At 54.2% G+C, this 14,044-nt stretch carries 6 protein-coding genes; 4 read left to right on the top strand and 2 right to left on the bottom strand.

Translation table 11 applies throughout. The features are described from left to right. A partial coding sequence (locus J7412_RS20755; RefSeq protein WP_209081415.1) for a cadherin-like domain-containing protein occupies nt 1–6,395 on the top strand: 6,395 nt, incomplete at its 5' end. A gap of 129 nt (nt 6,396–6,524) precedes the next feature. Beyond that, nucleotides 6,525–7,019 carry a hypothetical protein gene (locus tag J7412_RS20750; RefSeq protein ID WP_209081413.1) on the top strand — a complete coding sequence of 165 codons (495 nt, stop codon included), beginning with the start codon at nt 6,525–6,527 and terminating at the stop codon, nt 7,017–7,019. 5 nt (nt 7,020–7,024) lie between these two features. Here J7412_RS20750 and J7412_RS20745 read toward each other — a convergent pair whose 3' ends face one another. Together J7412_RS20745 and J7412_RS20740 are read right to left on the bottom strand one after the other, a co-directional pair. Next, nucleotides 7,025–9,247 carry an adenylate/guanylate cyclase domain-containing protein gene (locus J7412_RS20745; protein ID WP_209081411.1) on the bottom strand — a complete coding sequence of 741 codons (2,223 nt, stop codon included), beginning with the start codon at nt 9,245–9,247 and terminating at the stop codon, nt 7,025–7,027. A gap of 186 nt (nt 9,248–9,433) precedes the next feature. Beyond that, on the bottom strand, nt 9,434–10,651 hold the full coding sequence (locus J7412_RS20740; protein ID WP_247744041.1) for an MFS transporter: 1,218 nt from the start codon (nt 10,649–10,651) through the stop codon (nt 9,434–9,436). Between the two features lie 275 nt (nt 10,652–10,926). Here J7412_RS20740 and cyoA point away from each other — a divergent pair, with 275 nt between their 5' ends. Together cyoA and cyoB are read left to right on the top strand one after the other, a co-directional pair. Beyond that, the gene (cyoA, locus tag J7412_RS20735; RefSeq protein WP_209081402.1) at nt 10,927–12,006 is read left to right on the top strand and encodes a ubiquinol oxidase subunit II; all 1,080 of its coding nucleotides are present in this window, start codon (nt 10,927–10,929) and stop codon (nt 12,004–12,006) included. A 3-nt stretch (nt 12,007–12,009) separates the two neighbouring features. After that, nucleotides 12,010–14,040, top strand: a complete 2,031-nt coding sequence (cyoB, locus tag J7412_RS20730) for a cytochrome o ubiquinol oxidase subunit I (protein ID WP_209060275.1) — start codon at nt 12,010–12,012, stop codon at nt 14,038–14,040. Nucleotides 14,041–14,044 lie beyond the last annotated feature (4 nt).

Raw genomic sequence — 14,044 nt, 5'->3', positions numbered from 1 at the left:
ACCCCGATGGCGATCCGATCAGTGTCACCCTGACCAGCGATGTCTCAAACGGCACCCTCACCCTCGATGATGACGGCAGCTTCACCTACACGCCGGACGCAAATTTCAACGGCAACGACAGCTTCACCTACCAGATCGACGACGGAAACGGGGAAACAAACACCGCAACCGTCACGCTCAACGTTGACCCCGTAGCGGATGCGGTTGTGCTTGATGCTGTGACCGGCGACGATTTCATCGATGTTCAAGAACAACTCTCCCCGATCACAATTTCAGGGACGGCCGATCCAAACGGCTCTGTGACCATCGACTTTGGCGGCACGGTCGCCACCACGGATGTGGGGGCAGATGGCCGGTTCTCTCAAGTGTTTCTGCCTGCCGATATTCCGGATGCAAACAGCGTTCAGATCAGCATCACATCGCTTGATGCAAACGGCAACGACAGTGGAAGCACCAGCTGGGTGGTGAGCATTTCGCAACCCACGAATGAGCTGACGGTAAATGTGGCCGGATCCACCACCACATTCTTATCCCAGCCCCCGGGCTTTGACCTCAATTTTGGAGACATGCCCGACGCGGCCTTTTTTGAGATCAACTCCGGTGTCGCATCGGTCCGCGCGCCTAGCGTAAATTCATCTTCAGAAATCCGATTTACCGCAGATGATGGACGTACCTTTGCCTTTATCGGCTCCGACCTCGACTACGACGGCGCTACCGGGATCATCACCGGGGTAGAAATCGGCACTCCGACGGACGCGGATTTTCTGACTGGGACAGGCTTTAACCTGACCGTGGCTGAATTCGTAACAGCTTTGAACAACAGCGTCGTCGGCGGTGTGATCGATAACGCGCCTTTAGATGCGTTCTTTGGGGAATTTCCTTGGGTATACAATGGGTCTGATCAGGAAGATTGGATCGACGTTAATGAAGAGAATACATCCAACGATATCTTCTTTGGCAACGGTGGGGATGATGAGGCCGATTTTGGTTTGGGAGATGACCAATATTTTGGCGGCTCCGGAAATGACTTTTTCTATGACACCGACGGAAACAACAGCTTTGACGGCGGCGCAGGCGAGCTTGACCAAATTTCTTATGCCAATGCATCGGGTGCCGTCGACGTAAACCTAAACGCAGGTTCTGCCGAGAAATCTGACGGTACTTTGGACCTAATTAGCGGCATTGAATTTGTCCGTGGCTCACAATTCTCAGACAGCATTCAGCTTGCAGATAATGCCGACTTTAGTCGTGCGCTCGGCCTGGCTGGAAATGACACTCTGAGAGGCGGCGCAGGCGGTTTTGACCAAGTCTCTTATGATCTGGACAGCAGGTATACTATCCGCACCGTCGGGGTGACGATCAATATCGCACTGGGCTTCGCAATCGACCTCTTTGGGGACACGGACTCTCTTGCAGGTTTTGAGAGTGTCCTTGCAACAGAGTACAACGACGTCGTGATCACAGGCGATGGAGGTTTCGTAACCTTCGCCGGTGACGGCAACGATACCGTTCAAACGGGAGGTGGCGACGACTTCACGGAACTTGGCGCAGGCGAAGACATCTTGGTCTATACGGCTGGCTTTGACGTTGTCGGGGATTTCAACCCTGATGAGGACGCACTTGTCTTTGGCGGCTTCGCCTTGGCAAACTTTGATAGCCTCACGACCGCAGCCTATGACGATGGCGTTGATACCGGAACACTTTTGGCATTTGATGACGGGGCCGGCACCACATCAAGCATTGTGTTGTTCGGAGTGACGTTGGCGGAAGTCTCAGACCTTCTGAATGTAGAGTATTTCTATGGCACAGATCTCAACGATACGATCGAGCACACCACAGTTGATGGGGATGCCAAGATCACCTTCGCGTCGTTTGGTAACGATACTTATTTCTATTCAAATAATGCCCCACAGGCCTATCAGGAGTTGCGGTATAATGCCGAAGCTCTCGATTTCGGCTCCATAACAGCCAGTCTTGATGCCAACGCGGCAACAAACACGATCCTGAAAGCTTCAGGTGGCACGGACACGCTTGTCGACCTGTCTCAGGTCGCGCGTTGGGCCTTTGGCATTTATGGCACGGGGAATGACGACACATTCAACGTCACACTGAGCAATTCCGACTTCGCATGGATTGGCGTTTTTGACTCAGGTGGTGATGACACGGTCAATCTGTTTGGCGGGACGGGTTGGCTGCGTGTCGATGCTGGCGAAGACGGTGAAAACGTCACCGCCGACCTCGGCGCCGGTACGGTATCTTGGGGCACGGATTCGACCACAATCAACTTTCTAGGCGACGTATCCGAAGTGACGCTAAACCTTCGGACGCATGCTGGCGACGACAACGTGGTTGGCAGCGAAGGGCGAGACTCCGTCATTCTCGGTCCAGGAACGGACGTTGCCGACGGGCGTGGCGGATTTGATAGCATCCAATACAACCGCTTTGACATATTCGAAGGCGTAACCGTGAACCTCGCGACCGGCATAGCGACCGGCATCTGGGACGGACAAGCGTTTACGCATGCGCTCAGCAATTTTGAACGTGTTCGGGGATCTGCTTTTGATGACACATTGACCGCCGCGGACTATAGCACGCGCCTGCAAGGCAACGCAGGCGACGACACGCTGATGGGTGGCTCAGGGCGCGACTCATTGGAGGGTGGTGAAGGCGACGATGTATTGGATTCGTCAGCTGGAGCCTCTGAAACGCAGGGCTACGGTGATCTCATCGAGCCATGGAGCGGTAGCGACACGATAATCGGTCACCAAGCGCATTGGGAAGCAGGTGAAGGCATCGAAATCGGTTACTGGAACCTGACAGGCACAGGCGGACTGCAAGTCACGCTTGGCCTTGAAGGCTCAGGAACGGTCGCCTCCAATAACGTCGGTGTTGTGAACGATACTTTCACCTACGCAAACTGGCTGCGCGCCACGGATGAGAATGACTATTTTGTGGGCGCGGAGTCATATGGCGCGCCCAATGAAGGCTTTACCTTACGCGGTGGTGGTGGCGACGATACCATCATTGGCGGTGGCGGCCGGGAAAATATGATCGGCGGCGATGGCGATGATCTGCTCGATGCCTCAGGCGGCAGCGTAGAAAACCAATTTTGGGGCGACTACATTCAGCCTGGAACGGGCAACAACACGATCATAGGACACCAAGCTCTCTGGGAGCAAGGTGACGGCATCGACATCAGCTATGAAGACGTCGAAGGAAGCGGCGGTGCAGTCGTAGATGTCGGGGTAAATGGATCCGGCACCGTTGTGTCTAACAACCCAGGTGTGGTGAACGACACCTTCACTTACACACATTTCTTTGGTGGCACATCAGACGCCGATGTTTTCAATGGTTCGGACCAGCAATTTGAGGGATGGCAACCGTTTGGCGGGGACGACACCATCAATGGAGGCGATGGCGAAGACGAGCTCAACTATCGCTGGGATATAAATCGCGGTGGTACAGGAGCCGTTACAGTAAACCTGCAAACCGGCGTCGCCACTGACCCCTTTGGCGATACGGATACTTTCACCTCCATTGAGAGCGTCCGCGGCACCGAAGAAGGCGACACAATCATTGGCTCAGTGAACGATGAGGGCTTTCGTCTCGAAGCCGGCGCAGACAGCCTTACATATAACGGTGGGTATGACTATGTCGGTGATTTTGACGTCACCGAAGACACGCTGCAATTTGCAGGAGCGCCAATCACCTACATCGGCACATTGGAAATTGTCAGCAGATCAAGTGGGCCGGGACATTCTTTCCGTTTTGATGATGATTTTGACGACCGGCTCGAAAATGAATTTGAGCTCACACTTGATGGAGTCTCGCTCGAAGGCATGTATCAGATTTTGGCAGGCATGACCTTTACTCCGGTCAATACCGTCGGAACCTTTGGTCGTGCAGATTACTTTGGCTCACCAGCAGACGACACCATTTCAATTGGCGGCAACGATCGGGAAGGCGAGTTCATCTACGCAAGCGCCGGCAACGACACCTACAACTACTCCGCAAGTACCAATGAGACGTTCACCGATCTTATATACGAATATCTGGGTGCGGTTGGCATCACCGTTGATCTGGATATGAGCAGAGGCATCAACACCGTCGACAAAGGTGTGGCGGGGGTCGATACGCTCGAAGATATTGCTCTTGCTGCGGCGGGTGATGGGTTGTTTATCGTTGGCAGCGATGGGGATGATCTCTTCAACATCAGACAAGATCCCGTTGAGGATACATGGCTCGGCATCTCTCATCGGAGCGGTCACGACGTAATCAATCTCACCGCAGGCACCGGTCTGTTCCGCGTCGACCTTGGCAGCGGGAACGACGACGTAACTGGCGACTTGGTGACGGGCTTCTTCTCTGAAGGCCCGAACGAAAGCGTGACCATCAACTACAGCGGAGATTTGTCAAACTCACGGCTGGATGTGCGCACCCGAAACGGCAACGACACCGTCTATGGGTCAGATTTTGACAACCGTTTTATTCTGGGCGCAGGCAATGATTTCGCAGATGCGCGCGGTGGGTGGGACACAATACGATACGATCGCAACGGGGTCGAACAGGGTGTCACTGTCAATCTGGCAACAGGTGTCGCAACGGGTGTCTGGGATAATCAGGCTTTCACACATACGCTCGTGAACTTTGAGCAAATCCGCGGGACAAATTTTGACGATGTCTTGGTCGCAAACAATCTAGGCAACCGTTTGGATGGCCGCGATGGTGATGACATTCTCATCGGGGGCGCCGAAAATGATGAGCTTTCCACGACGGGAGGTGTAAGTGTCCTGATCGGAGGCGGCGGCGATGACTACTACAACGTCTATGAAGGAAACAATCTGATCATCTTCTCAGCCGGAAACGACTATATTGACGGCTTTGATTCAACCACAGACATGTTGCAATGGGACACCTCCATTGCTGCCTTGCCCTTCACCATCAGCGAGTATGTGTTTGACGGCGATACTCGCGTGCGGTTTGATTTTGACGATGGTTCGGGAAATTTCTTCGGCGTCGACTTGGGCGGCACGACTTTGGTAGAGGCCAACCAGATTGTGGCGAATATGACCAATCAAGCAAACTACATCATTGGCACCACTGGTCGCGATGATGAGATATTTGGCACAATTGGTGACGACGACATCAATCTGCTCGGGAACAACGATGAAGGCGACTTCATTTACGGGTCGGAAGGCAACGATATCCTTCGCTTTACCCATGCTACGGACAACAGCTGGTATGAAGTTGACTATAGCGATCTCTCGACTACATCAGTCACTCTGAACCTGAATCTACAGAACAACACAGGCTCCGTAGACAAGGGCGCTGCAGGCATCGACACACTCGTCGACCCTCAATTCGCTGATTGGGGCCTCAGCTTCCAGGGGACAAGCGGCAACGATACCTTCAATGTTACGCTGAACAGCACCGAGTTTAACTGGATTAGCTTTGGAGCCAGCGGAGGTACAGACACGCTGAACCTCGCAGGCGGCAATGGCCTGGTGCGTGCAAGCATTTACTCGGGCGATGTGAGTGCGGATCTCAGCCAAATACATCTGGGTGCGTCCGGCAGCATGTATTCCACCACTGGCGAAGCCCATATCATAAATGCCGCTGGTGATCTGACAAACACCCTGATTGAACTGCGCACTGAGGATGGCGACGACAATTTGGTTGGCAGCGAGTACAATGATCGCTTCATTCTCGGCACTGGCACGGACAGCGCTGAAGGCCTCGGCGGGGTCGATCAAATTCGTTATGACCGCAGCGGTGTCGATAGTGGCGTTACCGTCAATCTCCAAGAGGGCTCCGCAACCGGCACTTGGGACGGGCGTACTTTCAATCACACACTTCAAAACATCGAAATTGTCCGAGGATCCGATTTTGATGACCAGCTCACTGCGCTGGACGATGGTTTCAGCGAGTTGCGCGGACGCGATGGAGATGACCTGCTGATCCGTTCAGATTTTGCAGAAGACTGGACTGAGGGTGGCGAAGGTCGTGATACCCTCATGCAGTCAAGCTCCGGCAGCTTTGATTTCTCGGCATTCAATGTTCGGGACCACTACCGAGATATCGAAGTACTCAACTTTGAAAACGCCGGTGCGGATGACATCACCCTGTCGCTGGACAACGTCATGGACCTCTCAGATACAGCAGATTCCCTTCTTGAAGGCTTCTTTGGAAGCGACGCCGTGGAAAGCATTACGGTCTTGGGCGAAGCCGGGGATACGCTCACCTTTGATGATGAGGGGTTCAGCAAAGGTTCTTCAATTTCTGATGGCGAAGGTCGCGCCTTGGACGTTTACCAGTACGACGGAGGTGCCGGAATTCTGGCAATTGTCGCCGTTGATCAGGATGTCTCGGTCGAAGGAGCCGCAACAAGCACTTAAATGCCATCTCGCTCCAGAGACGCAAAAGCTTCGCGTTGGCGCCATGAGTTAACCTCATTTCCACTCTCCCCTCCTATTTTGTGGGGCAGTTGACCGGCAGGGTGGGCCGGCTCTGCGACGGAGTGGATCTTGAAAAATCGGCGCTTGAGCGGCCATCGTTGGGCGCTTGCTTTCTTTTGCACGCTGCAAATAGCATCGCTACCCTTGGCCCGCATCAGTTTAGCGGCTATGCCAGAAGTCCCGGCTGACGCTCCACTCATCATTCACAATGATCGCGGCGGCCTCCTTACGGATCGCATTCACCAGCTGCGAAATTTGGTAACCACACAAACCCCCGTCGAAATTCGTGGCGAAGTCTGTCACTCAACCTGCACGATGTTGTTGGGGTTGCCAGATGTCTGTGTTTCGCCAGATACCCGTTTTGGTTTCCATGGCCCCAGCAAAAGCGGCGCACCACTCAAACCTGAGATGTTCGAACACGCCTCTCGAGTGATTGCCAGTTTCTATCCAAATGATTTGCGTGATTGGTACATGAGTTTTGCACGCTATCACATTGCTGATCATGAGGAAAAAAACGGGGCGGAGCTGATTGAACTTGGCATACCGCGCTGCGCCGACTCCTAAGCACTCTACTTCGTCGTTGCATCATGGACGCCGTCCCAATCCTTAGATGGAGGTGCGCGTTCAAAATCTTCAATCCGTGTATGATAGTTCATCAGATGTGTGTTGAGCCTCGTATCGAAGTCGGCCACCAGCGGTTTGAGAGTTTGCAGCATTTCCTTAGCCCTCGCCCAGTCGCGCGAACGATACGCCTCAAGCATCTCTGCATTGATCTGCCGAATTTTTGCAAACATCGCTTCTCTGAGTAACTTTGCGTCGCCTAATAGGGCAAAGATATGCTCAGCCTGCTGTTTGCCTTTTAACCGCACAAAATCGACTTCCAACAAGGCAAAATCATCACGGACCAAACGCTCGGTCTCCGCGGCCACGATGACTGTCTTGCCATATGTGCTTGATTGGCCTTCAAGACGCGACGCCAAATTCACTGGATCCCCCATGGCGGTGTAGTCAAACCGCGTGTCCGACCCCATGTTGCCCACCATGCAGGATCCTGTTGCGATCCCGATCCCAAACCGGATTTCGAGAAACTCGGCCCCGGCAGCTTTTGCTTCCTTTTGCCTCTTGATGTTGAGAGCTTCCACGCCATCGCGCATCAACAACGCGGCTCGACAGGCCGCGCGCGCGTGATCCTCGTGGCTGAGCGGGGCATTCCAGAAGGCCATCACCGCATCGCCCATGAATTTATCAATCGTTCCCTTCTCATTCAGAATGGCGTTGGACTGAAGATTGAGAAACGTATTCATCAACCGAGTTAGGCCGGCAGGATTGTCGCGGAAACTCTCTGCAATGGGCGTGAACCCTCGCACGTCGCTGAACAACAATGTCAGTTCTCTTGTTTCCCCGCCTAGCTGCAAGCCATCCGGGTTGTCGCTCAGTGCGTTCACCAGATCTTCGGAAACATAATGCCCAAACGCACTCCGGATATCACGGCGGCGCTTCTCTTCGCGCATATAGTTTGTCGTCGACATAAAGATGATCGTCGCCAGGGCAGAAACGATTGGAAAACTTGCATCAAGAAGGATTTTCTCGTTTTGAAACAGCAAGAAAGAGCCCCATCCAAAAGCTGTTAGCATGACCACGGAAGAAACCGCTAGAAACCCTGCATTCATGATTGGGGTGACGATCACAAACAACAAACACAGAAGAAGCGTAACCGCCAGTTCCGCGGAGATCGCATAGTTGGGTCTTTGCAAGAGCGAGCCTGTAAGCAGATTTTCCAGCAACTGCGCGTGAAGCTCCACACCGGGGACAGCCACGCCAAAGGGGGTCGCCCGATAGTCGCCCAATCCCACCGCCGATGTGCCAAAAAACAGCAGCTTACCGGCCACTTGATCTGGCCTAAGCTTTCCGTTCAACACATCTGAAGCTGGGATAAATCGCTCCTGAAGCGAACGCGTTAAATACGGCCTGACAGTGCCATCAGCTGCGGTTTGTATAAACTGACGCGCAAGCACGACCCCATCAACACCTGCCTCGTTGGATCTCAGCACAAAAGGCGCCCCACCAGTGGCGACACGCAACATCTCTGGCGCAAGAGCAAGGCGTAGATGGCCCTGCGCGTTCATAACCATCGGCAAATTGCGATAGACACCGTCCGGATCCGGTCGAATACTAAACATGCCTCTGCCGGAAGCGGCGTCCTCAAGCACTGGCAAGTTCTGCACCAGATCAGGCAGCTCCAGAATGAACCCCACAGGAGACGGTCCCATCATGGCATGTGGTACATCCGGGATTTGATCGTTGGTAATGGACCGATGGAATGCGCTTCGAATGCTTGTTTGCCCCACAATCACGCGGGCACGTTTGAAAGACGCCGCCAATACATCGTCGTTGTCAGGAAGCAGCGACAGCGCCTGAGAAACCTGCTGCGGCAATGCGCTGTTGTCCAAAGCAATAGCCTGCGGAGAGAGACGGTCGGGTTCGGCAAAAATGACGTCAAATGCTATCGCGACCGCGCCAAACTCGGTCAGCTTATCGATCATTTCGGCAAACCGCGTCCGTGGCCAAGGCCATTGGCCAATTTCAGCAATGCTGGCGTCGTCGATATCGATAATCGCGACAGGAAGCTCTTCCGGTACACGCGGTAAAATACGTTGGTAGGCATCAAAGGTGAGGTTGCGCACAAGCTGCACCGGAATTGGGTCAGCAATGCGGACAAACAGCGCAAAAATGATCAACCCCAACGCCACAATCCGAGCAAAGGCAACGGACTCAATAAACCGAACAAACATGTACTGATTAAGCAAGAGCCTGAGAGTTTTGGCAAATACTTCTGTAAGTCAGCGGTCTTAAGCGCTCGTAAGGGACTGATCGGCTACAAAGACGGCCGTTGTATTTACCCACTAATTGTCGACGGCCGACTGGCGATGCCAAGGTTTAGAAACTTGTCGCACCGCCAGCCAGAGTAATTTAGTCGATCAGGCGCGCTGACCCAGCGCGCGTTTTTTGTCGCCCTCACGCAGCAGGTATAACGCAAGCAACGTCACGGCGACGCCAGACAGCAGGTAGATCGCCGCCGCCCAAAGGCCAAAACGGGACGCGAGGAACAATCCCGTGAGAGGCGCAAACGCCGCGCCAGCCAACCAGGACAAATTCGTCGCCATGGCTGATCCGGAATATTGGTACTCTTCCTTAAAGCGGTTCGGCACGATGGAGCTGGATTGCCCATAAGACAAGCCAAGCACGACAAACCCAAAGAGGATGTAGATGGACGGGACGGTTTCCAGTGTCACAAAGCTCAGGCTGAGCAATACCATCAGAACGCTGCTGATAAACAGCACAACACGGCGTGAGAACAAATCGCTCAAAATGCCTGATACGATGACCGAGCCAATCGCCAATGCGCCGCCCAGCAGCTGCAGCAGCAGAATTTCAGTGATGTCTCTGCCCGAAAACAGCAGCGCGTAGCTGAGCGGGAAGACCGTGACCAAGTGGAACAGCGCATAGCTTGCCAGAGGCAGCAGCGCTGACAAAATGATCGTGCGCCATTCGTTTTTCAGAAGATCCGGAAGCGGTGCCGATTTGAGGAGCGTTTCGTCATCACTGCCAAAATCGGTCGTCAGCAACCGAAGGCGCGCGAAAAGAGAAACCACATTCACAGCCATCACCGCAAAGAAGGCAAAGCGCCATCCGTAGGTCAGGAATTCCTCTTCCGTCAAAAAGCCAGTCAACACATAGAAAAGCGCCGCTGCAACGCAGAATCCGATAGGTCCACCAAGCTGCGGCACCATGCTATAGCGCCCTTCCCGCCCCTCAGGTGCGGCCGACTTCAGCTGCAACGTGATGCCGTCCCAAGCACCGCCGAGTCCCAGCCCCTGCACAAATCTCAGAACGCCCAACATGATGGGTGCAGCAATGCCCCAATTCTGGTAACTTGGCAGCAATCCGATGGCCACCGTCGACGATCCAAGAATCATGAGTGCCAGAGTTATCTTTCCGGGCCTCCCTATCTTGGTCTGAATGCGTCGCGCGAGCATACTGGCGATCGGCCTTGCGACAAAAGCAAGTGAAAACAATGCGAAAGACCACAAAGTTCCACTAAGCGGATCCAGATGAGGAAAGAAAACCGCTGGAAAAACGAGGGCTGAAGCGATGGCGTAGACAAAAAATCCAAAAAAATCTGTCACCCTTGCCATCACCACGGTGATGACAACATCGTCGAGTGTGACGTTTTGTTGTGCAGTTGCTTCAGTTATTGCCATATTTTTCAGCCTCCGTCTGATGAATTCACCTCTGATCCTCTCCTCAAAGGATCAAAGACGCCTCAACCACCCTGCTTCGGCAAATTTGACGCAGCGCAGCATCTTGCAACTGAAGCGTACTGGCGATATTCGCCCCCGGCAAGGTGCGAACGGCGCCTGACCGCCGTTAAACCCAGTTAAAAAAATCCAGATACGAAAAGAAGAATGCCATGCTGCTGAAACGCGTTGGTTTGTTCGTGCTCCCGCTGTTGTTATTATCAGGGTGCCAACTTACAGTCCTTAATCCGGCCGGCGACATCGCTGCGCAACAGGGCGACCTGATCATCTACGCAACCGTGCTGATGCTGATCGTGATTGTGCCAGTCATGGCGCTGACAGTCTTTTTCGCCGTTAAATACCGAGCCTCCAACGAAGAGGCCACTTACGAACCTGACTGGGATCACTCCGTCAGTCTTGAGGTTGTTGTTTGGTCTGTGCCGCTGGCCATCATCATCTGCCTTGCTGGTCTGACCTGGGTCGCGACACACCGTCTTGAGCCCTATGACGATCTGAAGCGGATTTCTGCTGAAAAGCCAATCGATCCAAGTGTTGAGCCCCTGGAAGTGCAAGTGGTCGCACTGGATTGGAAATGGCTGTTCATTTATCCGGAATACGGCATTGCCACCGTGAACGAAGCAGCCGCCATCGTTGACCGTCCCGTGGAGTGGAAAATTACCTCTGCGACGGTGATGAACGCGTTCTACATCCCTGAAATGGCCGGCATGATCTATGCCATGGGCGGCATGGAGACCGAACTGAACGCGGTGATCAACGCCCCGGGCGAGTTCGAAGGCTTCTCCGCCAACTACAGCGGCAACGGCTTCTCTCACATGCGCTTTGACTTCCACGCACTGGACGAATCTGACTTTGATGCGTGGGTCGAAAAGGTCCGCGAGGCCCCTCAGGCGCTGGATCAAGATGCCTATGTCGCGCTTGAGCCACAAAGCACCGATCACCCTGTCACCTACTACTCCTCTGTCGAAGCTGGCATCTGGGATAAAATCCTGAACATGTGCGCAGGCGAGGACGACCTCTGCCTCAACGACATGATGATGGCTGACGCGCTTGGCGGCGGCGGCATCGAAGGGCTTTACAACCGTGAGCTCTTCCGCGGTCTGTGCGCGGCGGACGATCCGCAGGGTCTGTTTGACATCCTGCGCCCTGATCTGGCCGAACGTCGCGACGAGATCATCAACGCAATGCTGAGTGACTCCACTCTGCTTCCTTCCTCTACAGTACAGGCGAACTGATACATGGCGAGCCCAACCGCAGCCGTCGAGCACGGCACAGATATCGTCAACTCTGCCCACTGGTTCTGGGGCAAGTTGGGATGGGACATCTTCCCGTTCTACGATCCAATCATCTTTGGCACATTCATTGGCACCTGTCTTCTCGGGTTGGCCGTGTTCGGTGCCATCACCTACTTCCGTCTCTGGGGCTATCTCTGGAACGAGTGGTTCACTTCGATTGACCACAAGAAAATCGGGATCATGTATATGATCCTTGGCACCATCATGTTGGTGCGTGGCTTTGCCGATGCCTTGCTCATGCGCTTGCATCAGGCCTTGGCCTCCTCGGGATATGTCGGCTTTCTGCCCGCCTATCACTATGATCAGGTCTTCACCGTACACGGTGTGATCATGATCTTCTTCGTGGCAATGCCTTTTGTCACTGGCTTCATGAACTATGTGATGCCTCTGCAGATCGGCGCGCGCGACGTGGCCTTCCCGTTCCTCAACAACTTCAGCTTCTGGCTGACAGTTTCCGGCGCGGTGCTGATCATGATCTCGCTGTTTGTGGGCGAATTTGCGGCAACCGGCTGGCTGGCCTATCCACCGCTTTCGGGTCTGACGTTCAGCCCGGGCGTTGGCATGGACTACTATCTCTGGTCCCTCAACATCGCAGGTATCGGTACGACGCTTTCCGGGATCAACCTGGTTGTGACCATCGTGAAAATGCGCGCACCGGGCATGACCTGGATGAAGATGCCTGTCTTCACCTGGACCACGCTCTGCACCAACGTTCTGATCGTGGCCACCTTCCCTGTGCTGACCGCAACCCTCGCGCTGCTGACTGCAGACCGTTACCTTGGCACCCACTTCTTCACCAATGAAATGGGCGGCAGCCCAATGATGTATGTGAACCTGATCTGGATCTGGGGTCACCCAGAGGTTTACATCCTCACGCTGCCGGTCTTTGGTATCTTCTCCGAGATTGTGCCAACCTTCACCAAGAAACGCCTCTTTGGCTATGCGTCCATGGTTTACGCCACCTGCGTGATTATGATCCTGAGCTACATCGTTTGGCTGCACCACTTCTTCACCATGGGGGCCGGTGCAAATGTAAACTCCTTCTTCGGGATCACAACGATGATCATCTCGATCCCGACGGGCGCGAAGCTCTTCAACTGGCTGTTCACCATGTACAAAGGCCGCATCAGCTTTGAGCTGCCAATGATGTGGACCATTGCTTTCATGCTGACCTTTGTGATCGGCGGCCTGACAGGCGTGCTTCTGGCCATTCCGCCAGCGGACTACGTCCTGCACAACTCGCTGTTCCTGGTAGCACACTTCCACAATGTGATCATTGGCGGCGTGGTGTTCGGCATCTTTGCGGGCATCAACTACTGGTGGCCCAAGGCCTTCGGCTTCAAGCTGGACCCATTCTGGGGCAAAGTCAGCTTCTGGGGCTGGGTTGTCGGCTTCTGGTTTGCCTTCATGCCGCTCTACATCATGGGCCTGATGGGTGTGACACGACGCCTGAGCCAGTTTGAGGACACCTTCTACAGCGTCTACTTCATCGTGGCTCTTGTGGGTGCACTGATGATTGCTGTGGGTCTTCTGGCCTTCATCGTTCAGATCGGCGTCAGCATCCTGAAACGTGAAGAGCTGAAGGTTGATGGCGATCCATGGGGCGGCCGCTCTTTGGAATGGGCAACCACTTCGCCTCCGCCATACTACAACTTCGCGTTCAACCTGCGGGTCCACGCGCTGGATGCATGGCAGCACATGAAGGACAATGGCTATCAGAAACCCACCGAAGGGTTCACGCCAATCCATATGCCGCACTACACCTCAAGCGGGATCATCATCTCCGGTTTCATGACCGTGATGGGTTTCGCATTGATCTGGCACGTTTGGTGGTTGGCGGCTGTGACCTTCTTTGCCTCCCTCATCTGGGGCATCGGCCACACATTCAACTACAACCGTGATTACTACATCCCTGCTGACGAGGTCCGCGCGATCGAAACCGGCAAGGCAGCAACCATGAGCCCGGCGGAGTAAATCT

It is taken from the genome of Shimia sp. R9_3 (genome assembly GCF_017743755.1).
In the GTDB taxonomy this organism is placed as follows: Bacteria; Pseudomonadota; Alphaproteobacteria; order Rhodobacterales; family Rhodobacteraceae; genus Shimia.
This window is presented reverse-complemented; position numbering and strand designations above follow the sequence as displayed.

Bases quoted from the DNA above. Each gene is read 5' to 3' on its own strand.
- cyoB (WP_209060275.1), top strand. From the start codon at position 12,010: ATGGCGAGCCCAACCGCAGCCGTCGAGCACGGCACAGATATCGTCAAC.
- cyoA (WP_209081402.1), top strand. From the start codon at position 10,927: ATGCTGCTGAAACGCGTTGGTTTGTTCGTGCTCCCGCTGTTGTTATTA.
- J7412_RS20745 (WP_209081411.1), bottom strand. From the start codon at position 9,247: ATGTTTGTTCGGTTTATTGAGTCCGTTGCCTTTGCTCGGATTGTGGCG.
- J7412_RS20740 (WP_247744041.1), bottom strand. From the start codon at position 10,651: ATGGCAAGGGTGACAGATTTTTTTGGATTTTTTGTCTACGCCATCGCT.